Source organism: Pseudoalteromonas sp. Of11M-6, assembly GCF_022347905.1.
Taxonomy (GTDB): Bacteria; Pseudomonadota; Gammaproteobacteria; order Enterobacterales; family Alteromonadaceae; genus Pseudoalteromonas.
This window is the reverse complement of the sequence record NZ_JAKRFW010000008.1, coordinates 118,658-141,838: the sequence shown is the minus strand read 5'-3', so window position 1 is coordinate 141,838 and position 23,181 is coordinate 118,658. Positions and strand designations below refer to the sequence as shown.

Sequence of the window (23,181 nt, the reverse complement as noted above, 5' to 3'; positions counted from 1 at the left end):
AATTGGTAACAGCACGTTTAACCAAGGAAAATATGACTATTGCCTTAGTTAAGTTGCGTTGGCACAAGGACTTAGTATAAAAAATTTGATATTCTTAAACGGTTTACTATTGTGGAATGACGTTCATGTCGTTGGATACATTAAGACGAAGCCTTGCAAAACCTAAAACTTCAGCGCAACTGTGCCTACTTGGTGCCAGTGCGGGCCTGCTTGCAGCGATACTTATCATTGCTTTTCGTCTTACTATTGAATTAATCCAAGGCACATTTCTCGATAAACCAGATGACTTTACTGAGCTTTCTGAGCTACATCGACTATTTTTGCCTGTCCTTGCCGCGCTACTCATCGCTGTCTTTGCTGCTTTGACAGGGTTTAAGCACTACCGTTTGGGCATTCCATATGTGATCAATCGGATCAAACACCACTACGGTCATATGCCAATTTGGAATTCTGCCAACCAGTTTTTTGGTGGTGCTGTTGCTTTGATCAGTGGTTTCTCTGTTGGTCGAGAAGGACCATCTGTACACATGGGGGCTACAGCTGCAAGCGTTCTATCAGAGCGTTTACATCTACCACTCAATGCTGCGCGAACTTTGGCCGGATGCGGTGTAGCTGCAGGTATTGCCGCCTCATTTAATACCCCACTCGCGGCAGTGATATTCGTCATGGAAGTCGTGCTCCGGGAGTATAAAATCCACATTTTCGTTCCTGTGATGTTGGCTTCAGTGATCGGTGCGATGAGCACGCAATATGTGTTTGGTAACAGTTCCGAGCTGGCACTCATTCATATCACCCCGTTGAGTTTTTGGCATTACCCTTATTTAATTATTTGTGGTGCAGCATTAGGGGCGGTTGCTTTTGCCTTTAATCAAAATCTAATGCTGATCATCAAAACTTTTAAGCCCATCAGTATGTTTCCTCGTCTTCTATTAGCGGGTTTAATTGCGGGATTAATTGGCTATGCCGTACCAGGGGCCATGGGCTCAGGTATGAGCGCTATCACCCAAGCAGTTGAATCTCCGCATAACTTACAACTACTTACCACAATTTTGATTGCCAAGCTGATGGCAACTTTATTTGCGATTGGACTTGGTATTCCCGGTGGTATTATTGGTCCAGTGATTGGGCTTGGGGTTATCATGGGCACCTTAATGTCTTTCTTTGCCCAGTTTATAGAGCCAAGCGTTGATGTTGCAGGAACTTATGGTGTACTCGGTATGGCAGGCTTACTTGCTGCGACTTTGCACGCCCCGCTTGCTGCGCTTACTGCGGTGATGGAGCTGACTTCAAACCCAAAAATAATCGTTCCAGCTATGCTGGTGATCACCACCGCTTACGTTACGGCTTTACAGGCGTTTGGCAATCGCTCCATTTTTATTCAACAACTGGACTTTCAAGGACTACCTTACCAAGTATCGCCCGCAAAAGAGGCATTGCAGAAAGTGGGGATAGTGGCTGAGATGGATGAGAATTTTAAACTGCTCTATTCCGACGACAAAGAGCAAATAAAAGAAACCCTATCCGCGGTTGATAGCCAAACACCGCTTATTGTTTATGACGAACAAAGCGGCTACCGCTTAGCCGAATACGATTTGAACTTAATCTCCGAGGGCAGCGTATCGGTCTCTTATATCGAGCTGCAAGGATTAAGCACACAAGCGACCTTAGCAGATGCTTTTGATGTGCTAAAAGATAAACGTTCAGGCGCGGTGTATATATACAATCAAAAGGATGATAAACAAATACTTGGATTATTGCGATGGGACCAAATTCGTCACATACTCACCACCAGAAACAGTTTACTCTAGCCTAAAAAGTGGAATTTATAATGAGCTTATTGCTAACGTATAAAGCCTTACATATCTTTTTTATGATTGCCTGGTTTGCAGGGATTTTTTATCTGCCACGCCTCTTTGTATATCACGCGATGACTGAGGAAAAATCTTGCAGCTCAATGCTCAAAATCATGGAGCGCCGCCTACTCTATTTTGTAACCCCATTTGCTATTCTCACCGCTGTGTTTGGGGTCTTAACGATTACAGAATACGGACGCGAATGGTTTAAGCACAGTATGTGGCTGCACTACAAGCTGACTTTAGTGATTTTACTTTATATTTATCATGGCTATTGCTTTAAATTGCTTGCCGATTTCAAACATGATCGCAATCGTAAAAGTGACAAGTTCTATCGTTTTTTCAACGAATTTCCCGTGCTAATCCTATTAGCCATTGTCTTTCTTGCCGTTTTAAAACCTGCACTGTAACCGTGCATTATTGGGGGTACTTGGGTATAATATGCGCCCAAGTAACCGCCCACAATCTGCGTGTTATCTGGTTGGGTAAGCGACCTGCAACCCGGTAGTCAATTTGTCTTTAGGAATCGCCAAATGTTCAGTTTCCAAGGTGAAAACATTCTTTCTGTCAATCAATTAGACAGAGATTCTATTGAACACATCTTCTCCATTGCCAAAAAAATGGAACCCTATGCTAAAAAGCAAAAACGTACCCAAGTACTCAATGGGGCGATTTTGGCAAATCTATTCTTTGAACCAAGTACGAGAACACGCGTAAGTTTCGGCACCGCATTTAACCTGCTCGGCGGCCTAGTCCGTGAAACCACAGGTATGCAAAGCTCAGCACTGACAAAAGGCGAATCTTTGTATGATACCGCCCGTGTGATTTCCGCTTATGCTGACGCGGTGGCAATGCGCCACCCAGATGCAGGTTCAGTAGCCGAGTTTGCAACCGGTTCCGATGTTCCTGTCATAAACGGGGGCGATGGCCCTAATGAGCACCCTACCCAAGCTCTGTTGGACTTACTGACAATTGACCGAGAGCTTAGCCGCTTTGGTACTGGAATTGATAACATGCACATCGCCCTAGTCGGGGATTTAAAATACGGCCGCACCGTGCATTCTTTATCAAAGTTACTTAGCCACTACAAAGATATCCACTTTACAATGGTTGCACCGGATGGCTTACAAATGCCTCAGTCAATTTTAGATGTCGTAGACAATGCCGGTCACCGTATCGAAGTCGTGTCTAAGATGGAAGGCAATTTAGCTGCCGATATCGTTTACCAGACCCGTATTCAAGAAGAGCGTTTCCCTTCTCAAGAAGAAGCAAACAAATACCGTGGTGGTTTTAGGATCAGCCAAGCGATTTATGACGCTCACTGTAAGCCTAGCTCAGTATTAATGCACCCGTTACCTCGCGACAGCCGTAGCGATGCAAACGAGCTAGACAACGACCTAAATAACAACGACAACCTAGCTATCTTCCGCCAAGTTCAAAATGGTGTATTGATCCGTATGGCACTTTTTGCCCTAACGCTAGGTGTTGAAAACCAAGTGGAAAAACACGAGGTAGAAGTACCTTGGTTTAGCCGCAAACGTGAAAGCTAAAAAGGATCGACAATGACAATCAGTCAAGACTTATTCAAACGCGCCCAAGACTCAATCCCTGGAGGCGTTAACTCTCCTGTTCGCGCTTTTAATGGTGTAGGTGGTACGCCACTATTTATCACCAAAGCCGAAGGCGTTCACACCTTTGATGCCGATGGTAAACAGTACATTGATTATGTGGGTTCTTGGGGCCCGATGATCTTAGGTCATAACCATCCTGAGATTAAACAAGCAGTGCTTGAAGCGGTTGAAAATGGCCTATCGTACGGCGCGCCGACGGAAACTGAAATCCTAATGGCGGAAAAAGTAAAAGCGCTAGTACCATCTATTGAAAAAGTACGCATGGTAAGCTCTGGTACAGAAGCGACCATGAGCGCTATTCGCCTTGCTCGTGGTTACACCGGCCGCGATAAAATCTTAAAGTTTGAAGGCTGCTACCATGGTCACGCTGACTCTTTGCTTGTTAAAGCAGGCTCAGGAGCTCTAACCATGGGCGTGCCTAACTCACCGGGTATTCCTGCCGATTTTGCCAAGCATACGCTAACGGTTTCATTTAATAATCTTGATGAAGTAAAAGCGATTTTTGAGCAGTACAAAGATCAAATCGCCTGTGTGATCATCGAGCCAGTTGCTGGAAACATGAACTGTATTCCACCGGTAGAAGGCTTTTTAGAAGGCCTGCGCGAAGTATGTACTAACAATCAAAGTGTGCTTATCTTTGATGAAGTCATGACAGGCTTTCGTGTTGCACTTGGTGGTGCTCAACAATACTACAACATCACCCCAGACTTGACCTGTTTAGGTAAAGTGATTGGTGGCGGTATGCCTGTGGGTGCGTTTGGTGGTAAAAAAGAGATCATGGATTACATCGCACCTGTTGGTCCCGTTTATCAAGCAGGTACGCTATCTGGTAATCCAATTGCTATGGCTGCCGGTTTAAAAGCGCTAGAGCTGCTTTCAAAAGAAAGGCTACACGCAGAGCTTGAAGCTAAGAGTAAAGCCCTGTGTGAAGGCTTCCAAGCGGCTGCTGATGAAGCAGGTATCGCACTTACGACTAACTACGCAGGTGGTATGTTTGGCTTCTTCTTTACTGACGCTAAGAAAGTAACCAGCTATCAACAAGCAACTGAATGTGACCTAGAGCGCTTCAAAAAGTTCTTCCATCTGATGCTAGATGAAGGCGTTTATTTGGCCCCATCTGCATTCGAAGCGGGTTTCGTGAGCACAATGCATTCTGACAAAGAAATTGCTAACACTATTAATGCTGCAAAGCGTGCATTTGCCAAGTTGTAATCACTGATTGTAACCCACATTAGTTTGTATTTAAAAAGCCCGTTCAGGGCTTTTTTTGTTTTTTCAGCTACGCTTTGAATAAGCTTTTCAAAAGCTTCGGTCTAGTTAACCAAGGCGTACTTAATTAATAACGCTGTGCTAAGTTAAAACTATCATACAGAGGGAAGTGATGGCTGGATTTAATACACTAATTAATCCTGCAACCCGTTTGATGGCGCGGTTGCGATACAAAACCAAAATGGCCGTTGTATTTGGTATTTTATTACTACCGCTAAGCCTCAGCTTGTTTTTTCTAAACAGTGTACTTAACCATTCTATTTCTGTCAGTGAGATGCAAAGGCAAGGGCTCACGCTTTACCCTAGTATGTTGGAAAACATTTTAGCGGGTAAAGCTTCCGATAATTCAATTTTATTGCAACGCGCTAAGTTACCCAAAGTGAGCGCCGCAGGTGCAAGCGCCCTTGAGCAGCTCTCAATTGCCTCTCAACTTGCCGTCGATGATGATCTTGGACGCAGTTACCTGAATCGCACACTTGTTGAGTCTGCGCCAAGACTTATATCGCAAATCAATGAAATTGAAGCGCAAGCAAGCGATATCATCAGTAGAGGCAGTTTTACTCCAGATAGTTTTATTGCGCTGTCCAATTTAAACAAAGGATTGCCAGGCGTCACGACACTATTTTCAGGCAAACTTAACATTGCTATCAATGATAATCAGCGACTCAAAAAGCAGCTTAGTCAGCCCTTAGCTGAGCTTGAGTCTAGCCTCTCTGATTACCAGCAAGCGGTGAAAACAGGTTTGTTAGACCCTGATGAACTGGCACTCTCACAAGCGCAATTTAACCGTTACTACCAAAGTGCAAGTGATGCTATCAAGCAGTTTGTTAATGTTGCAACACCCACGCTTGCCGGGCTTGTCGCCGAAAAACAAAACCAGCAACGGTGGATCAGAAACACCGTTGCCTTGGCTTCGCTACTCGCACTGATCATCGCTATTTATCTTATGGTTGGCTTTTACTTGTCGGTCATGGGCACCATCACGACTTTCTCACATGCCGCGCAGGCCGCCTCTCGAGGGGATTTAAGCATCAAAGCGCAGGCAACTGGCTCTGACGAGCTTAGCCAAATTATTGAACAATTTAATGCGGTACTACATGCCTTTATCTCTTTACTTGGTAGCGTTCGATTAAGTAGTGACGAGCTACAGCAAGCAACAAAAACACTCAATAAGATAAGCCAAGATACTGAGAAGGACGTCGCCCAGCAGGAGAATAAAATCCAGTCTATTCACCACTCACTCGAGAATATGGCGCAGTCCGCTCGCTCGGTTGAGGATGCCGCATTTAGCGCCACAGAGTTGGCCTCCGTAGCAGCCAGACAAGTAAAGCAAAGTAGCGTCAATACCACAGCCCTTGCAGAGCAAATGACCGAACTACAAGCTGAGTTTCAACAAAGTCGAGCGGCCTTAGATAAGCTCGCGGAAGACACGCAAAACATTAGTCAGGTGAGTTCCGCGATTAGAGAGATTGCCGAGCAAACCAATTTACTCGCGCTCAATGCCGCAATTGAGGCTGCTCGTGCAGGTGAACAAGGCCGAGGATTTGCGGTGGTAGCGGATGAAGTTAGAACGCTTGCGCAAAGAACGCAGCAACAAACAGAAGAAATACACAATATTATTCAATCTTTACAAGCTGCATCCAGAGACACGCAAGACAAAATGCGCAGCAGTGAAGACAATATGGCACAAAGTGTTATCTCCGCGAATGATACTAATGAAGTCCTACAGCACGCAGAGCAAAGTATGCGAGACATAGACGAGCAAGGAAAACTGATAAGTCAGCTGGTACAACAACAAACTCAAGCAACAGAGCAGGCTTTAAATGAATCCTCTGAGATTAACGAGCTTGCTCAACACACATTGAGCTCAGCACGAGAAACCCAAGCTAATGCGTTCTCACTTACCGATACTGCAGCCGTTATGGAGGAAAATATAACTAAGTACAAAACGGAATAAAAAAGGGAAGCTAAGCTTCCCCTATAACATGGTATTAAGTATTAAAACTTAAATGTCGCACTCAAGCGAATCTTACGAGGCTCTTGGAAGTACTTAGGTAACAGGTAGTCTGGGTTTGAAGCACCACGATACCCTTTGAAATTATCACCGTCATCAAGTACTGTTTTTCTAATTTCAGAAACTTCATTATACTTGGTCGGTTTATCGTTATTAAACACGTTGAATACGTCCGCTCTGAATGTCAGATCGTGATCATAAACAGTCGTGTTATATTGTAAGCTCAAGTCTAGACTCCAAGTGTTAGGGGTAGTCCCTAAAGAGCCACGAGGTACAAGCTCGCCACCGCGATAAAATGACTCTGCATCATAAAAAGATGCGTATACATCTGTCGGATGGTATCCATAAGCACCATACGGACGACCCGTCTGCCATAAGAAGTTTGAACCTAACAGAATATTTTCTGTGATTTCATAAGCAAACTGAGCTTTGATCTGATGACGTCTGTCATTAGGTAAGTTGCCTTTTGCACCATCAGTCAAGCCTGGTTGGTCAAAGTTGGTTGTTGCACCCGCATCATCTTGCTCGTTATCTGAGCGTACGAAACCTTCATTATTACCCCAGCTATGCGCCCAAGTATACGTTAGATCTAACATCCAACCATCACCCCAAGCTTTGCTAAGGTTGATGTCAACTGCCCCATATTGACGCTCTGACTCTGGATAACCTAGATATGAAGCTGGAATAGTATACTCTTGGTTTGCTAGCGGTCCATCACCATCAGGGTCAGTAGCAAAGGTTACATCTGAACCAGGGTTGGTTAATACATAGTAATGAAAACCGCCCTCACACAGGGTACAACCACTGCCAAACTCAGCTTTTAAATAGTCGTCAAAGCCTTTGTCAACCGCAATGTCCTCAAGCGAACTACCAAGATTACGGTAAGTCCCTTTAACACCTAAGCTCCAATCATCATCAAGTATCATCTGAAAACCTAAAATAAATTCATCTTGATACATAGGATCTAGGTCTTGATTAACGGTTTCAGCGGTGTTTTTCAAAGTACCATCTGCTAGTACCAATAAGCCATCTTTCGCTTCACCTAAAATTGGCTCTTTAGAAATATCATCGGCGATACCAAGTACTTCAAATTGCTGGCGAGTATAAAGCTCATCACCTGCCATACGAACGTTTGTATTCGTTGCAACCGGTAAGAAATAGCGGCCAAAATTAGCAAATACTTTAAACTCACCTTCCCCGTATGGGTCCCAACTTAACCCAACTCGAGGAGCCCATTGGTCGCTCACATCTATAAACTTTTCACCTGCTTTATTATAGTTTTCAAATGTTTCGTTTCTTAAGCCTAAAGTAACCGTTAGATCGTCAGTGACAGTCCACGTATCAGTAATATAATAGGCTGAACTCTTGGTTTCAAAATCACCGATATTGCGGTATATCTCTTTACGTACTGACGTACACGATGAAGGGTCTCCTGCACGTACAGCGTCAATATCCGCACAGTCTTCGTAACGATATGAAGCACCGCCAGCACGCTGTGTCTGGTTAACCGCCTCTAACTCTTCTCTATCAATACCAAAACGTAGAGTATGATTATCCGTCACATACCAATCAAAATCTAAGCGGTAAGCTGTTCGTTTATCTTCTTCCAAGCTAGGTGTACTTAGTGCCCAATCACCCAGATCAGTACTAGAGAAGCGCTCGTATACACGTGGATACTCACCAAAAGGTGAACTACCTGCGTTAACGTTACTGTAGTTTGCTTCATTTACACCATACATTGCACTCATTGTGAATGTATCAGTCAAAATACCTGTATATTTGAATGAGTAAGTTTTACCACCACGCTTTTCAGTGTAGTCTCCTCGGCGAGAAGTCGTTTTGTGCGCTTTTGAATCCCAGTTATATTTCACACTATCAAGATCACTTGAGCTATCCCACCCAGTAAACTCAATAATGTGATCATCTGTAATGTAATAATCTAATTTAAGAGCAAGGAACAAATCGCCTGATTCACGAACGTATTTTGTTGACTCCTCTGCGTAATCAGAATCACGTTCGTTATAATTTGCAAGGCCAAAGAAGAAAAGCTTATCTTCTATCAACGCACCACCAGCGTACAGTGTATATTCGTTTTTACCTACTTTTCGTTCTTCTTGGTCACGGTGATAGATGTCCGTACCATAAAGTGCTTCACCTTCCGCCGAACGATAAGCCTGAGGACTAGTCTCGCGCAGTGAGCTTGGCTCTAAAACTACCCCGCCACCGTATTCAAAAGTATTGCTACCGCGACGTGTTGTGGCATTAATTACACCACCCGTTGAGCGACCAAACTCGGCAGAGTAACCACCTGTTTTCACCTCAAAGCTATCGTAAAAGTCAAACGGAACATCTGCACCACCTAGACCATTACGGAAGTTTGTGACATTCATACCGTTAACATAGTAGCTGTTTTCACCTACTGATGACCCACCAAACGAAGCGATATTACCGAATGATTCATCACCTTTTGTCGTGCCTGGCGCTAACATTGCAACTGAGGCAATATCTCGCGAAACAGGAACTCGAGCAAGGAACTCTTGGTCGACAATAGTCACCGCTTCACTGGATGCCACATCTATCGAACTAATGCGAGATCCTACAACTTCAATCACTTCAGTACCATTGCTAGAAGTAACAGAGAGTGGAATATTTGTACGTGTACCCACTCTAACATTTACATCTGTTTGCTGGTGTAATATTTGGCCATTCTTTTTAACGGTCACATCATAGGTACCCGCTGGCAACAACGGGAATCGGTAACTACCGTTATTACCTGTAGTAACTACACGCTGCAGTCCAGTATCTTTATTAAGTATCTCAATAGTAACGCCTGATACTGATTCTCCCGCAGTGTTCTCTACAACACCGTATAGAAACCCTGAAGATGTGGCATCGGCTGCGATCGCGGTACCTGAAACCAAGGCACCAACTACAGCCAAAGAAAGGATATTTCTTTGAAATGTCTTCATTATTATATTTCCTTTGAACATTGTAATTGTTATATGTTCAGTTTCTGTTCCCTGAACGGAAATATACTATGACAAACAAGAGAATAATTAAAGATTAGTTTACAAAAATACTCTCAAGTTCCTAAATTGCTAACAACCTGGTCTGGGTTCAAACATGCTCTCTCTAATAGGTAGCTGCAATACAGGACCACAACTCGGAGGCGACTGCTTACCCGTTTTAGGATTGATAAACGCCCAGCGAATGGACTTTGGACGCTCATCAACAATCGCTTGTGGATTTAGTGGTTTAAGATAGCGAATATAGAGCTCAAGCGCCCCCTGGCTGCCCGTTAATCCCGTTGGCTTGTTATCATCACGGCCAATCCAAGCCACGGTGACCGTATTTTGGTCAAAACCTGCAAACCAGCTATCTCTTAAATCATTACTAGTCCCCGTTTTCCCTGCAAGTTGAATTGAGGGGAAGTGAAGGTTAAGGCGTTTAGCAGTGCCTTTTTTAGTTACGCGCTTCATGCCATATTTCGTCATGTATACCGCATCACTGTCTAGCGTTTGGCTTTTTTGCACGGGATGTTCGTATACTAGTTTACCCAGTGAATCGGTGATCGCCATGACGCTGGTCAACTCGCTCTGCTTACCATCTGCAGCAAGTGTGGTGTACGCCTGTGCAACATCAAAACTGGATAACTCTAACGCGCCTAACAATAAAGAAGGATAAAGTGGAATCGACTTAGAGACTCCAAGGTCATTCAAAGTTTGTGCGACTCGATTCACACCCACATCCAAGCCAAGGTTTACTGCCGGAATATTGATACTATTGCTGAACGCTTCAAACATTGGCACTTGGCCTCTGAATTTATGATCAAAGTTCTCTGGAGACCAAACTTTACCTGAACCGTCAGTCACTTCGAGTGGACTGTCATCAAGTAGCATACCCAAATGGTAGTTTGGATTCGACAAAGCGCTCAAATAAATAGCGGGCTTAACCAGTGAACCTATATTGCGCTCGGTGTCTAATACCCGATTAAAACCTGAAAACTTCAACTGGCGACCAGCAACTAACGCCGATACGCCCGCTTTTTCAACATTAACTGACAGCATCGCGGTTTCTAGCTCTTCCGTTTTGAAACGGCGTTCTAAGTAAGGTAAGCCTTTTTTAACAGCATCTTCCATCGCCGTTTGCTTTTGTAAATCGAGATAGGTAAAAATCCGAATTCCAGAGTCGACAATGTCATCATCAGGCACCAGTTTCTTTAACTCGCGATTCACCAACTCCAAATATCCAGGATAAGACTGCATACGGCTCGCTTTTAAAGGCTGTACATCAATCGGCCTAGAGAGCGCCGCGCGATACTCAGGGGTTGTGATGAGGCCATTTTCCACCATCAACCTTAAGACTAAATCGCGCCTTTCCATTACCCGCTCAGGATATCGTCTTGGGTTATAAAAAGACGGTCCTTTAACCATTGCAACTAACATAGCGACTTGGTCAAACTCAAGCTCGTCCACTGGTTTACCAAAATAAAAATCGGCCGCAAGCCCCATACCATGAACGCCTTGATTATAGGCTTGTCCCAAAAACACTTCGTTTAAATAGGCTTCAAGGATTTCATCTTTGCTGTAACGGAAATCTAAAATCAATGCGATGAATGCTTCATTCACCTTGCGGATTAAGGTGCGATCTCTGGTGAGATAAAAGTTCTTTGCGAGCTGTTGCGTGAGCGTACTGCCACCTTGCACAGTTCGCCCCGCTTTGATGTTGGCATACAGCGCACGCAAAATAGACAGCGCAGAAACACCATGATGTTCGTAAAAGTCTCGATCTTCTACCACCAGCAGTGTTTCTTTTAAAATATTAGGGAATTTATCGAACGGAACAAACTCTCTGTCTTGGCGCGATTCATTGCCGATCCGAGCAATCTGCACCGGCTCTAAGCGAGCGCCGGCTAAGCGCCGACCTTGATTATCAACAATATTGGCAAGCTTTTTACCAGCAAAATTAAGCGTAAAAATACGCGCCACTTCTGGGCCATCGTAGAATTCGAACGCGCGACGATGGATGGTGATTGTGCGGCCTTGAACGATATATTGACCGGTACGGCTGATACGATTTACACGAGAATAGTTAAGCCGCTTCAGCTCCCACAGCACTTCATCCTCATTAAGGAATTGATCGGGGAAAAACTGCATCGATCTGGCATAAACCTGAACGGGAAGTTCCCACTTATTGCCCTCAAACTGCCGGCTTATTTTGGCGTCTAAGTAGATGATATAAATTGCAACAAGGAATATCGCCGCAATAGTCCCTTTCCAAAAGAAAGACCACAACGTGCTCAGTACACGGCTTTTAACTCTTTGCATCTTAGAACCGTTTTGCTGGGTATTGTTTTTACGCGAAGTGTTCGCTTTGACGTTTGATTTGTTGGCAGGTTTTCGTTTCTTTTTATCCGTCATGACCCAAGTAAAACTAAAAAATGAATCGCAAGATGGTAGGGTAACCTAAATTAACAACTGCTGAAAGTAGAATAATATATATAAAGAAAAGTGAGCCCTGTTGGACTCACTTTGTTTAGACAACGAGAACTTTACAATATTGACTGAGAGCCAAATTGGTATTATTGTCCGCGAACTGTCACGAACTCGGGATAGGCATCTACGCCGCAATCATGTTGATCCATACCGCTTAGTTCTTCTTCTTCGCCAACGCGGATCCCCATGCTCGCTTTCAATACACTCCAGACAATATAAGAAGCAATGAAAACAAAACCTAAAATAGTGGTAAGTCCCACAGCCTGACCTTGGAAAGTAGCGTCTGAGTTTGAAAATGGCACCATCATCACACCTAGCGCACCACATATACCGTGAACAGAGATAGCACCGACAGGATCATCAATTTTTGCCTTATCTAGCGCAACGATACTAAACACCACCAATGCACCGCCTATGGCACCGAGAATAAGCGCTAATACAGGTGTTGGAGAGGCAGGCTCAGCGGTAATAGTCACCAGACCTGCTAGCGCACCATTAAGTACCATAGTTAAATCCGCCTTGCCCCACATTAATTTACACACCAACAGTGCAGCAACCGCACCTGCCGCCGCCGCCGCATTGGTATTTAGCATGATTTGGCTGACCGCGATGGCATTTTCTTTGTCGGCAAGGAACAGTTGAGAGCCACCGTTAAAGCCAAACCATCCCATCCACAAAATAAAGGTGCCTAGTGTAGCTAGTGGCATGTTGGAACCAGGAATTGGGTAAATCTCACCATTTTTGCCATATTTTCCTTTGCGCGCACCAAGTAACAGAACACCCGCTAGTGCCGCAGCAGCACCGGCACCATGCACAATGGCTGAACCGGCAAAGTCAACAAAGCCAAGCTCAGATAAGAAACCACCGCCCCACGTCCAATAGCCTTCTAACGGGTAGATAAAACCAGTTAACACCACACAAAATGCTAAAAACGCCCACAATTTCATACGCTCGGCAACAGCGCCAGAGACAATTGACATAGCCGTTGCAACAAATACCACTTGGAAGAAAAAGTCGGATTGCAGTGCATGGTCGGCATCATCAGCAGCACTGCCAATGAGCGCACCGAGACTTGGTAAAACCCCACCTTCGGCATTATCGACATACATGATGTTGTAACCAATAAGCAAATACATAGTACAAGCAATGGCGTACAGTGCGACGTTCTTGGTAAGGATTTCAGTGGTATTTTTTGAGCGTACTAATCCCGCTTCAAGCATAGCGAATCCGGCAGCCATCCACATAACTAAGACACCAGAGATCAAAAAGTAAAAGGTATTTAATGAAAATTTTAGTTCTATTATTGTATTTTCCATTGTTCGGCTCCCCTTAAATGGCTTCTTCATCAAGTTCGCCGGTACGGATCCGAACAACTTGGTCTAAGTCGTAAACAAAGATTTTTCCGTCACCAATTTTTCCAGTGAACGCAGCCTTTGTAACCGTTTCCACAACGCGCTCGGCGTTTTCGCTTAACGTCGCAATTTCTATTTTTATTTTTGGAATGAAATCGACTTGATATTCTGCACCGCGATACAGTTCGGTATGACCGCGCTGACGTCCAAACCCTTTAACGTCAACAACCGTCATACCTTCAATCCCTAGATCGGCTAACGCTTCACGTACCTCATCAAGCTTAAATGGTTTTATTATTGCACTTATCATTTTCATGCTGAGTCCCCTTAGGACAGTTGATCCTGTTGTATGCAGTAATCCAACCTTTATGCCAAATTTTTTATTCCTTAATTAACAATGAATTAAAGTGAGAGGTGGAATTTCACGCATAAAAAATGCACCATCCAGGTGCATTGATATTAAGTCTGAACTGAATTGGTGCATAAACACCCAAATAACGAAAAGCTAATGCGCGATAACGCAATTTCGTTGTTTGTCCTTCGCTTTGTAGAGCGCCTTATCTGCCTTGCGCATTACTTCGCTTAAACTCTTTGATTGGCAAGCCGCGAGGCCAATACTGATGGTGCAATAATGCTTACCCTCAGGAATTTTGAATGCTTGCTGTGCAAGGCGCTCTCTAAAGTCTTCTAGCATGTGCTTTGCCATCTTCATATCTGAGCTTGGAATAAGCAAAGCAAACTCTTCCCCACCAATACGTGCGACAATGTAGTGACCAAATGCACTACGCAGTAAATCAGCAACTTGTTTAAGTACATCATCACCGCTTTCATGACCATATTGATCATTAATAGACTTAAAGTGATCGAGGTCTAACAATGCCAATATATGCTGGCTCGGTTTGTTCTTGATTAAACGCTCTGCTTGCTGACAAAAATAGCGGCGGTTATAAAGCCCTGTTAAATAGTCTCGATGCGCATATTCTTTGATTTCTGCGATCAAATTGAGCTGTTCCATCGTCTGCATGATACGACAATGAAACTCTTCACTCATAAAAGGTTTTGCCAAAAAGTCATTGGCGCCGTATTTGATAAACTTTGCTGACAAGCCATGACTTCCTGCGCCAGACAGACCAATAATCGCCAACTCATCTCGTCCACGACTATTACGAACGGATTTTACCAACTCAAAGCCATCCATCGTCGGCATCGCAAAGTCCGTCAGCAGTAGCTTAATTTCATGGTCAGATAGCAACATCTCCAATGCCTGTTCGCCATCTTGCGCCTCAAGCACTGTAAATAATTGCTTTTCAAGCATCTGCTTCATTACCGCGCGACTGATCACAGAATCATCGGCGATCAGCGCCTTGCAACCTTGGTTTCTCAATAGTCTAGATGCTAACTTGACCGCGTATAGGTATGAATCGCGGTTATCTTTAATCACATAATCCACCACACCCATTTCAAGCATTTGCTGGCGGCTATATTCATCTATTTTTGAGGTCAACACCACGGTGGGTATTTTGTGGCTAAGCGTGAGCTGCACGACCTCTGCGTCCATCGCATCGGGCAGCGTTAAATCTACCAGCGCCAATGTATATTGGTGCTGTGCTAAGAAGTCCTTACTTTCCTTGAGGGACCAAGCAAAATCGATTTCGACATCTAGATGCTGAGCAGCAAGGTGTCGCAATACCTGTTGTACGACTTTACTGTCTTCAACAATTAAAATTCTTTGCATGGATTGAGATCTCTTAAGTACAACGAGAAGCGCAGTGAAACAAGAATTTAACGAGGCTAAATACTTTATTACTACATAATTAAGTATTAAATATACGCGAATCTTGCACTAAAAAAAACCAAATCGGCTCAAATTCGTTACTTTTCGATAAACGAGGTTACAACAGCCTATTTTTCAAACCTGCCGTTTTTTTTGTTGAGTTTGTCTCAACGGCTTTGAATTTCAGATGAAATACTTCTTTAATGCAGACATACCTAATGCAATACCGAGGAAGCAATGAAAAAACTACTACCACTATTGCTCATGAGTTGTGCCCTACTCTCAGCACCAAGCATAGCTGAGGAGCACAACCGCGCAATTGAGATAGATCATAAAATAACAACTGAGCATAGAGCCGAAATAAAAGGTGAACGTATTAACTACACCGCGACAACAGGCACGCAGCCGGTGTGGAATGAAAACGGCGACGCAGTTGCAACGTTGCATTACACCTACTACAAGCGCACAAAAATCAAAGATATGAGCAAACGTCCGCTGCTGATCTCATTTAACGGTGGTCCGGGCTCGGCTTCCGTGTGGATGCACATTGCCTATACTGGCCCAAGAGTATTAAAAATTGATGACGAAGGATATCCACTGCAACCTTACGGCTTGAAAGACAACCCATATTCAGTGCTAGATGTTGCCGATATTGTTTATGTAAACCCAGTCAACACAGGTTATTCTCGCGTACTCAAAAATGCTGAAGGTAAATATCCGAGTAAAGCCGAACAAACAAAGATGTTTTTTGGCGTCAACGCGGACGTGAAGTACTTAGCCGAATGGCTCAATACATTTATTCATCGCAATGAGCGTATGCTTTCTCCTAAGTACCTGATTGGTGAGAGCTACGGCACGACTCGAGTGTCAGGTCTTGCGCACGCGATGCAAAACAATCAGTGGCTTTATCTCAATGGCGTGGTGTTGGTATCTCCTACAGAAATCGGCATTAAACGAGAAGGTCCGGTTGAAGTGGCAAACCGTTTACCGTATTACGCTGCCGCCGCTTGGTACCACAAAGCGCTGTCTTCTGAATTGCAAAATAAAGATTTACTCGAAGTACTTGCAGAGGTTGAACAATATACGGTTGATCAGTATCTTCCCGCACTCGCCAAAGGCGCATTTATCAGTGCCCAAGAAAAGCAAAGTGTGACACAGGCCGTTGCTAAATATAGTGGCTTAAGCGAGCGCTTTGTAGCTCAAAACAACCTAGATATTCCTACTGCGGCATTTTGGAAAGAGCTATTGCGTGAGCGTGGCTATACCCTAGGTCGGTTGGACTCACGCTATCTTGGTATTGATAAAAGAGACGCTGGTTCTCGCCCTGATTATTGGCCTGAGCTGGCCTCTTGGTTGCACTCATTTACGCCAGCGATTAATCATTACTTCGCTACAGAACTCAACTATAAAACCGATGTAAAATATAATATGTTTGGTTCAGTTCACCCTTGGGATAGCAGCGATAATAATGTCGGTGAACAATTACGATTAGCGATGGCACAAAACCCTTACCTAAACGTGATGATCCAGTCTGGCTACTACGATGGCGCAACGAATTACTTTGATGCCAAGTACAATATGTGGCAACTCGATCCGAGCGGAAAAATGCGTGATCGCTTAAGCTTTAAAGGTTACCGCTCCGGGCACATGATGTACCTGCGTCATGAAGATTTACAAAAATCGAACGAAGATCTCCGCGAGTTTATCTTAAAAACAACACCCAAGGCGGATCAGTCAGCGCTTTACTAAATTCCCAACCCATTGTGGCCGCGCAAGCGGTCACTTATCTTAATGCTCACCAGGTTGCAAAAATTTCCTTTTATCCTTCTACAGTTACCTATAATCTAGATATACTCAATACTATCTCTCTACAACTTAGGCACGCACCATGAACGAGCAGTTTAAAGTCGTCTTCGTTGGCATGGCCGACGGTAAGGATCAACAAAGCGCCGCTATCGCGATGGCAGACAGGTTGAAAACCTCACCCTCAAAGATCCAGCAATTTTACGCTGGCAAAAACTTGTTTGCTCCTGCAGATAAAGCCAAAGCGCTAAAACAGGTAAAATTACTTGCAAGCGCGGGGATCAACGCCAAGCTACAAAGCCAAACAGCCGCTACCCCAACTAACGCAGATCAAGAGCGCGTATTTGAAGCGCTGGATTACATCACAAGCAGTCTAATACGTATCGAAGAGCGATTAGAAGAACTTGAGCAACGCGTAGCACCAACCGCTCATACTGAAATTGAAGATACAACAGACGAAGAGTGGGAGACGAAGGAGCTATTCGATGAGCTGGACTTTGAGCCTAGCCCTCCGGCTAAATCTAAAACTTGGCTATATTATCTGCTCGCTGTATTAATTATTTTATTTATTCTGCTTGGTGTAAGTTTGTTTTTCCCTGAGTGGCTCGCGTTAGAATGAATAAAACTAATAACAACATAAATAAATCTCAAGTTACTCGTGCTGATTTGAGAAAAATGATTAGAAACGCAAGAAACTCGCTATCAGCAGAGCAACAGAAGACAGCCGCGGCACATCTAAACATTAATTTTTTTCAACAAATAAACCTCCCAAAAAATGCCAATATAGGGGTCTATATTCAAAACGATGGCGAACTAGATACATCCCTTTTAATTCAATCGCTTTGGGATAAAAATCACCAGGTTTTCTTACCCGTAATCCATCCCTTCAACCCTGCAAATTTACTCTTCCAGAAGTATGAAAAAAACTCACCCATGAAGGCAAATCGCTATGCTATCTTGGAACCTAAGTTAGATTGTTCAGCTGTGGCACCGCTTGCATCACTGGATTTACTTTTGATGCCTCTGGTTGCTTTTGATGAGCAAGGTAATCGCCTCGGTATGGGCGGTGGGTACTACGATAGAACTTTAGCGTTACACTACGCTGAGCAGCGAGCTAAACCAGCACTTGTTGGCCTTGCTCATGATTGCCAGCAAGTTCCGAGCTTACCAACAGCAGCTTGGGATGTACCGCTCCCAACTATCCTCACTCCAACCCAACTATACACTTGGCCAAAAAATAATTGAGCAGGCAAATAGTTAAGCGCATTTTGAGGCGCTTTTGACCATGACGCTGACACTTTGATTGAGTTATACTCCATACAACTTCAATGACAACTAAGTGTAGCGTTATGACTCAAGATGAAATGAAAAAAGCCGCGGCATGGGCAGCTTTGAACTATGTAGAAGAAAACACCATTGTTGGGGTTGGTACAGGCTCAACAGTAAACCACTTTATTGATGCGCTTGGCAGTATCAAGGATCAAATCAAAGGGGCAGTATCAAGCTCTGAAGCTTCAACAGAGAAGCTAAAAGCACTTGGTATTGAAGTTTTCGAGCTAAACGATGTGTCAGAGCTTGCGGTATATGTTGATGGCGCAGATGAAATCAACAGCACCAATGAAATGATAAAAGGCGGTGGCGCAGCACTGACACGCGAGAAAATCGTTGCAGCCGTTGCCAAGAAATTTGTTTGTATCGTTGATAATACAAAGCATGTTGAGACGCTAGGCGCATTTCCACTACCTGTTGAAGTGATCCCTATGGCGCGTAGCTACGTGGCAAGAGAGTTACTAAAATTAGGTGGCGATCCGGTTTACCGCCAAGGCGTTATCACTGATAACGGCAATGTCATTCTTGATGTGCATGGCCTAGAAATTAGCGCAGCAAAAGCGCTTGAAGAAAAAATTAACCAGATTGTTGGCGTCGTGACTAATGGCTTATTTGCCGCGCGTGGCGCTGACGTTGTAATAACAGGCACTCCAGAAGGGCCTAAAATCAACTAGTGAGATTACAGATGAGCAAGGTTTCGTTATCAAAGGATAAAATTCGAATTTTGTTGTTAGAAGGCGTGCATCAAAGCGCCGTTGAGACACTAAAGCGCAACGGTTATAGCAACATAGACTACGTTAAAACATCCTTACCGGAGCCTGAGCTGATCGAGCGGATCAAAGACGCTCACTTTGTCGGGATCCGCTCACGTACCCACCTTACGGAAGCAGTATTAGAACAGGCTGAAAAGCTGGTCGCGATTGGCTGTTTCTGCATCGGCACCAACCAAGTGGATTTGGATGCCGCTAAAAAACGCGGTATCGCCGTATTCAACGCGCCATTTTCTAACACCCGCTCTGTGGCTGAACTCGTATTAGGTGAAATTCTCTTGTTATTGCGCCGTGTTCCTGAACGTAACGCAAAGGCACATCGCGGTGAGTGGGATAAATCTGCCGACGGGTCATACGAAGCCCGTGGTAAAACGCTGGGTATTATTGGTTATGGTCACATTGGCACCCAGCTTGGCATTATGGCTGAGAATATCGGGATGAACGTCGAGTTTTATGACATCGAAGATAAGCTCACGCTTGGTAACGCAACCCAGTTACACACGCTTACGCAATTGTTACAAAGAGCGGACGTGGTCAGTTTGCATGTACCGGAAACATCACAGACCAAAAACCTTATCGGCATGGCCGAAATTGAAGTGATGAAGCAAGGCGCAATACTAATTAATGCATCACGCGGAACGGTTGTTGATATCGACGCCTTAGCTGAAGCATTAGCGGCAAAGAAACTTTCCGGCGCTGCTATTGATGTATTCCCCGTTGAGCCAAAATCTAATCATGAAGAATTCGTCTCACCACTACGCGAGTTTGACAATGTACTGCTAACCCCACACGTTGGTGGTTCTACCCAAGAAGCACAAGAAAACATCGGTGTAGAAGTCGCGGGTAAGTTGGCGAAATATTCAGATAACGGTTCAACAGTCACGGCAGTTAACTTCCCTGAGGTTTCTTTACCTGAATTATCAAACCGAAGTCGTTTATTACACGTACACGTAAACCGCCCAGGCGTACTAACACAAATCAACCAAGCGTTCGCTCAGCACGGTATCAATATTGCGGCGCAATACCTACAAACGGATGAATCTATTGGTTACGTGGTTATCGACGTCGATAGCGACCACTCTGAAGTGGCGTTGAAAGAGTTAAGTGCAGTTGAAGGAACTATCAGAGCACGTATTCTTCACTAAGAATAATCACACATAAAAAAACCAGTCACTGTGAAGCGACTGGTTTTTTTGTATCAATCTGGCTTACGCCATGAAATCAACACCTTCTTTGATGTCTTTTTCAAGTGTCGCTAGCATGTCGTCTTTTGCTTTTTGCTCAAACGCGCTTAGCTCACCGTAAGGAAGTAACTTCTCTACACCGTTTTTACCAAGGATAACTGGCTGTGCAAAGAATGTTGCATCGCCTGTGTTACCTTCAACGTATGCGTACTCAAGTACTTCTTCACCCTGTAGACCTTTCACTAGTGAGAAGCAGAAACGTGCTGCTGCTGCACCCATTGAAAGTGTAGCTGAACCGCCACCCGCTTTAGCTTCAACCACTTCAGTACCCGCGTTTTGGATACGAGTCGTTAGTGCAGCAACTTCTTCGTCAGTGAACTCAACACCTTCAACTTGAGAAAGTAGAGGTAGAATTGTAGTACCTGAGTGACCACCAATTACTGGGATCTTAACTTCAGCAACGTCTAGGCCTTTAAGCTCTGCGATAAAAGTTTCAGCGCGGATAACGTCAAGGGTTGTTACACCGAATACGCGAGCTGGATCATAAGTACCTGCTTTTTTGAACACTTCAGCAACGATTGGTACCGTGCCATTTACTGGGTTTGTGATGATACCAACAAGTGCTTTAGGGCAGCTTCTAACGATACCTTCAGCAAGTGTCTTGATGATACCTGCGTTAACGTTGAAAAGGTCAGCACGGTCCATACCAGGCTTACGAGGCATACCAGCAGGGATAAGCACTACGTCAGCACCTGCAAGAGCTGGGTCTAGGTCGTCTTTACCATAACCCGCTACTTTTACCGCAGTTGGGATGTGAGATAAGTCAACTGCAACACCAGGTACAACAGGTGCAACGTCATAAAGCGCTAACTCCGAGCCAGCTGGAAGACCATTTTTAAGCAATAAAGATAGAGCTTGACCGATACCGCCAGCGGCACCTAATACAGCAACTTTCATTTGAATTCTCCATAATTTGAAGGTGGAATTGAGTGTGCAGTAAAGATAATGAAAAGCGCTGTTAAACACAAATTAATCACGGTTATTTTCGAGATTTTTTGACTAATGTCTTAAATAAAAGTGTAAAGATCGCGACACTTTGTCCACTTATGCTTTACGACTGCCATTTTGGTCGCGCAAATTTGGGAATCTCGGTGGTTTTGTGTAGAATTTAAAGATTAGCCGTAAAAGAAGACAGACTATGCAGCCGCAAGAAAAACAAGAAGCACTGATCAAAGCATTTAAAGCCATTTTAAAAGAAGAAAACTTTGGCTCTCAAGGTGAAATTGTTGATGCTCTAAAACAACAAGGTTTTGACAACGTCAGTCAGAGTAAAGTATCGCGCATGCTGAGCAAGTTTGGTGCTGTACGTACACGTAATGCTAAGCAAGAAATGGTTTACTGTTTACCCGCAGAAATGAGCGTGCCAACAGCAAAAAGCCCTTTGCGTCAGTTAGTCGTTGATATTATGCACAACGAAATGATGATTATTATTCGAACCAGTCCTGGTGCTGCACAGTTAATTGCGAGACTACTTGACTCATTAGGCACCGCAGACGGCGTATTAGGTACCATCGCTGGCGATGACACGATTTTTATTGCCCCTGCCAAAGTATCTGAAATCGACGTTACTTTAGATAAAGTAAAAACCCTGTTCGATAACGTTTAGTCTATTATTTTTATCGGTGCTAACTCACAAGTTAGCACTTACTCTGGTACTTTCCTCCCAACAAACACGCTTTCCCACTATCACAATAAACAGAATAAACTGCTTATCTTTACAGCAAAAAAATGTTTGACATAATATGTCCTTGTGTGGCAACTTTAGAAACGCAAGGTGAGATTTTTCTCACTACGCATGGATAGTTTTTAAGCTGATTGACTAGCTTCTCGGACTTGTTTCCTGCGATGTCGATAACCCATCGGACACGCACGCTATTCTTTTCACTCATTCATCTCACTATCCTATGATGCGGAACTCACCGCTTTGATAGGCCCAAAAAGCGCCTGATGACGTTGAGTGGGCCAGTTTACTTGCTTACTTAACCACTTAAAAAGGAAAAGCAAGGAGTCAAGGAGCAACAATGGAATTTTTAAATACTGTATTTACGTTTCCCACTGTTATTTTTTCAACACTATTACTCATAGTGCTATTGTTCTGGTTAATTGCTTTACTCGGTTTTGCTGATATCGATATCTTAGAAGGCGATGTTGATATTGAAGCCGAAGGCGCAAGTTCTGGTTCTTTTTGGGAGGTTGCTTTTGGTGGCGTCCCAGTGAGTATTTCACTGAGCCTAATCATCGCGCTGGGCTGGATTGTCAGTATTTATGTACAACAATTTTTTGCTTACCTACTGGGTAATGGCATTTTTTACTACCTGGTGGGAACGGCATTTATGCTCGTCAGCCTCATTGTTGCACTACCACTAACCGCCGTGATTGTACGGCCATTACGGCGCTTTTTCGAAAGCCAAGAAACCACATCGAAGCAAGCGCTGGTTGGGCTCGAATGCGTCATTGCAACATCAAGAGTCAGTAACACTTTTGGCCAAGCCCGAGTATATATTCAAGGAACGGATCAACTCATTGAAGTACGCTCGGATGAAGATAACACCTTCACACTAGGAGACAGTGCCTTACTTATCGAACACGACCCCCTTACACATAGCTACACTATTGTGGCTAAACCTTGGTAATAATACAGAAAATA

General features: G+C 44.1%; 18 protein-coding genes. 12 read left to right on the top strand and 6 right to left on the bottom strand.

What is annotated here, in order from left to right; translation table 11 throughout:
- Positions 1 to 125: 125 nt before the first annotated feature.
- The 5 genes from MHN32_RS06045 (at position 126) to MHN32_RS06025 (ending at position 6,710) form a co-directional block, all read left to right on the top strand.
- Positions 126 to 1,808: a chloride channel protein gene (locus tag MHN32_RS06045; RefSeq protein WP_239421196.1), complete on the top strand. Its 1,683-nt coding sequence runs from the start codon at positions 126 to 128 to the stop codon at positions 1,806 to 1,808.
- A gap of 20 nt (positions 1,809 to 1,828) precedes the next feature.
- Positions 1,829 to 2,263 carry a CopD family protein gene (locus MHN32_RS06040; protein WP_010606087.1) on the top strand — a complete coding sequence of 145 codons (435 nt, stop codon included), beginning with the start codon at positions 1,829 to 1,831 and terminating at the stop codon, positions 2,261 to 2,263.
- A gap of 123 nt (positions 2,264 to 2,386) precedes the next feature.
- Positions 2,387 to 3,403: an aspartate carbamoyltransferase gene (locus MHN32_RS06035; protein WP_010606086.1), complete on the top strand. Its 1,017-nt coding sequence runs from the start codon at positions 2,387 to 2,389 to the stop codon at positions 3,401 to 3,403.
- A gap of 12 nt (positions 3,404 to 3,415) precedes the next feature.
- Positions 3,416 to 4,696, top strand: a complete 1,281-nt coding sequence (gene hemL / locus MHN32_RS06030) for a glutamate-1-semialdehyde 2,1-aminomutase (RefSeq protein WP_010606085.1) — start codon at positions 3,416 to 3,418, stop codon at positions 4,694 to 4,696.
- Between the two features lie 169 nt (positions 4,697 to 4,865).
- Positions 4,866 to 6,710: a methyl-accepting chemotaxis protein gene (locus MHN32_RS06025; RefSeq protein WP_239421195.1), complete on the top strand. Its 1,845-nt coding sequence runs from the start codon at positions 4,866 to 4,868 to the stop codon at positions 6,708 to 6,710.
- A gap of 41 nt (positions 6,711 to 6,751) precedes the next feature.
- Here the strand turns inward: MHN32_RS06025 and MHN32_RS06020 are convergent, their stop codons facing one another.
- The 5 genes from MHN32_RS06020 to MHN32_RS06000 all read right to left on the bottom strand — a co-directional run bounded on the left by MHN32_RS06020 (position 6,752) and on the right by MHN32_RS06000 (position 15,349).
- Positions 6,752 to 9,736, bottom strand: a complete 2,985-nt coding sequence (locus MHN32_RS06020; protein WP_235366531.1) for a TonB-dependent receptor — start codon at positions 9,734 to 9,736, stop codon at positions 6,752 to 6,754.
- A gap of 129 nt (positions 9,737 to 9,865) precedes the next feature.
- Positions 9,866 to 12,187, bottom strand: coding sequence for a penicillin-binding protein 1B (mrcB, locus tag MHN32_RS06015; protein WP_235366530.1), 2,322 nt, complete (start codon positions 12,185 to 12,187; stop codon positions 9,866 to 9,868).
- Positions 12,188 to 12,348: 161 nt separating this feature from the next.
- Positions 12,349 to 13,578: an ammonium transporter gene (locus tag MHN32_RS06010; RefSeq protein WP_239421194.1), complete on the bottom strand. Its 1,230-nt coding sequence runs from the start codon at positions 13,576 to 13,578 to the stop codon at positions 12,349 to 12,351.
- 13 nt (positions 13,579 to 13,591) lie between these two features.
- Complete coding sequence (locus MHN32_RS06005; RefSeq protein ID WP_010372259.1) at positions 13,592 to 13,930, bottom strand: P-II family nitrogen regulator; 339 nt, start codon at positions 13,928 to 13,930, stop codon at positions 13,592 to 13,594.
- A gap of 189 nt (positions 13,931 to 14,119) precedes the next feature.
- Positions 14,120 to 15,349: a diguanylate cyclase gene (locus MHN32_RS06000; RefSeq protein WP_010372263.1), complete on the bottom strand. Its 1,230-nt coding sequence runs from the start codon at positions 15,347 to 15,349 to the stop codon at positions 14,120 to 14,122.
- Positions 15,350 to 15,625: 276 nt separating this feature from the next.
- Here MHN32_RS06000 and MHN32_RS05995 point away from each other — a divergent pair, with 276 nt between their 5' ends.
- From MHN32_RS05995 to serA, 5 genes are all read left to right on the top strand, one after another.
- Complete coding sequence (locus MHN32_RS05995) at positions 15,626 to 17,137, top strand: carboxypeptidase (RefSeq protein ID WP_239421192.1); 1,512 nt, start codon at positions 15,626 to 15,628, stop codon at positions 17,135 to 17,137.
- A gap of 139 nt (positions 17,138 to 17,276) precedes the next feature.
- Positions 17,277 to 17,810: a hypothetical protein gene (locus tag MHN32_RS05990; RefSeq protein WP_010606079.1), complete on the top strand. Its 534-nt coding sequence runs from the start codon at positions 17,277 to 17,279 to the stop codon at positions 17,808 to 17,810.
- Complete coding sequence (locus MHN32_RS05985) at positions 17,807 to 18,436, top strand: 5-formyltetrahydrofolate cyclo-ligase (protein WP_010606078.1); 630 nt, start codon at positions 17,807 to 17,809, stop codon at positions 18,434 to 18,436. Before MHN32_RS05990 ends, MHN32_RS05985 begins: the two co-directional genes overlap by 4 nt.
- A gap of 104 nt (positions 18,437 to 18,540) precedes the next feature.
- Positions 18,541 to 19,194 carry a ribose-5-phosphate isomerase RpiA gene (rpiA, locus tag MHN32_RS05980; RefSeq protein ID WP_010372275.1) on the top strand — a complete coding sequence of 218 codons (654 nt, stop codon included), beginning with the start codon at positions 18,541 to 18,543 and terminating at the stop codon, positions 19,192 to 19,194.
- Between the two features lie 11 nt (positions 19,195 to 19,205).
- Positions 19,206 to 20,435 (top strand): phosphoglycerate dehydrogenase, encoded by a 1,230-nt coding sequence (gene serA, locus MHN32_RS05975; protein ID WP_010372278.1) that lies wholly within the window; start codon positions 19,206 to 19,208, stop codon positions 20,433 to 20,435.
- A 63-nt stretch (positions 20,436 to 20,498) separates the two neighbouring features.
- On the opposite strand, the gene mdh is transcribed toward serA, so the two are convergent.
- Positions 20,499 to 21,431, bottom strand: a complete 933-nt coding sequence (gene mdh / locus MHN32_RS05970; protein ID WP_010372282.1) for a malate dehydrogenase — start codon at positions 21,429 to 21,431, stop codon at positions 20,499 to 20,501.
- Between the two features lie 241 nt (positions 21,432 to 21,672).
- Here mdh and argR point away from each other — a divergent pair, with 241 nt between their 5' ends.
- Both argR and MHN32_RS05960 read left to right on the top strand, forming a co-directional pair.
- Positions 21,673 to 22,140 (top strand): transcriptional regulator ArgR, encoded by a 468-nt coding sequence (gene argR / locus MHN32_RS05965; protein ID WP_010372285.1) that lies wholly within the window; start codon positions 21,673 to 21,675, stop codon positions 22,138 to 22,140.
- A 415-nt stretch (positions 22,141 to 22,555) separates the two neighbouring features.
- Positions 22,556 to 23,167 (top strand): OB-fold-containig protein, encoded by a 612-nt coding sequence (locus tag MHN32_RS05960; RefSeq protein WP_010606077.1) that lies wholly within the window; start codon positions 22,556 to 22,558, stop codon positions 23,165 to 23,167.
- The last annotated feature ends 14 nt before the right edge of the window (positions 23,168 to 23,181 follow it).

Bases quoted from the DNA above. Each gene is read 5' to 3' on its own strand.
- MHN32_RS06045 (WP_239421196.1), top strand. From the start codon at position 126: ATGTCGTTGGATACATTAAGACGAAGCCTTGCAAAACCTAAAACTTCA.
- MHN32_RS06040 (WP_010606087.1), top strand. From the start codon at position 1,829: ATGAGCTTATTGCTAACGTATAAAGCCTTACATATCTTTTTTATGATT.
- MHN32_RS06035 (WP_010606086.1), top strand. From the start codon at position 2,387: ATGTTCAGTTTCCAAGGTGAAAACATTCTTTCTGTCAATCAATTAGAC.
- hemL (WP_010606085.1), top strand. From the start codon at position 3,416: ATGACAATCAGTCAAGACTTATTCAAACGCGCCCAAGACTCAATCCCT.
- MHN32_RS06025 (WP_239421195.1), top strand. From the start codon at position 4,866: ATGGCTGGATTTAATACACTAATTAATCCTGCAACCCGTTTGATGGCG.
- MHN32_RS06020 (WP_235366531.1), bottom strand. From the start codon at position 9,736: ATGAAGACATTTCAAAGAAATATCCTTTCTTTGGCTGTAGTTGGTGCC.
- mrcB (WP_235366530.1), bottom strand. From the start codon at position 12,187: ATGACGGATAAAAAGAAACGAAAACCTGCCAACAAATCAAACGTCAAA.
- MHN32_RS06010 (WP_239421194.1), bottom strand. From the start codon at position 13,578: ATGGAAAATACAATAATAGAACTAAAATTTTCATTAAATACCTTTTAC.
- MHN32_RS06005 (WP_010372259.1), bottom strand. From the start codon at position 13,930: ATGAAAATGATAAGTGCAATAATAAAACCATTTAAGCTTGATGAGGTA.
- MHN32_RS06000 (WP_010372263.1), bottom strand. From the start codon at position 15,349: ATGCAAAGAATTTTAATTGTTGAAGACAGTAAAGTCGTACAACAGGTA.
- MHN32_RS05995 (WP_239421192.1), top strand. From the start codon at position 15,626: ATGAAAAAACTACTACCACTATTGCTCATGAGTTGTGCCCTACTCTCA.
- MHN32_RS05990 (WP_010606079.1), top strand. From the start codon at position 17,277: ATGAACGAGCAGTTTAAAGTCGTCTTCGTTGGCATGGCCGACGGTAAG.
- MHN32_RS05985 (WP_010606078.1), top strand. From the start codon at position 17,807: ATGAATAAAACTAATAACAACATAAATAAATCTCAAGTTACTCGTGCT.
- rpiA (WP_010372275.1), top strand. From the start codon at position 18,541: ATGACTCAAGATGAAATGAAAAAAGCCGCGGCATGGGCAGCTTTGAAC.
- serA (WP_010372278.1), top strand. From the start codon at position 19,206: ATGAGCAAGGTTTCGTTATCAAAGGATAAAATTCGAATTTTGTTGTTA.
- mdh (WP_010372282.1), bottom strand. From the start codon at position 21,431: ATGAAAGTTGCTGTATTAGGTGCCGCTGGCGGTATCGGTCAAGCTCTA.
- argR (WP_010372285.1), top strand. From the start codon at position 21,673: ATGCAGCCGCAAGAAAAACAAGAAGCACTGATCAAAGCATTTAAAGCC.
- MHN32_RS05960 (WP_010606077.1), top strand. From the start codon at position 22,556: ATGGAATTTTTAAATACTGTATTTACGTTTCCCACTGTTATTTTTTCA.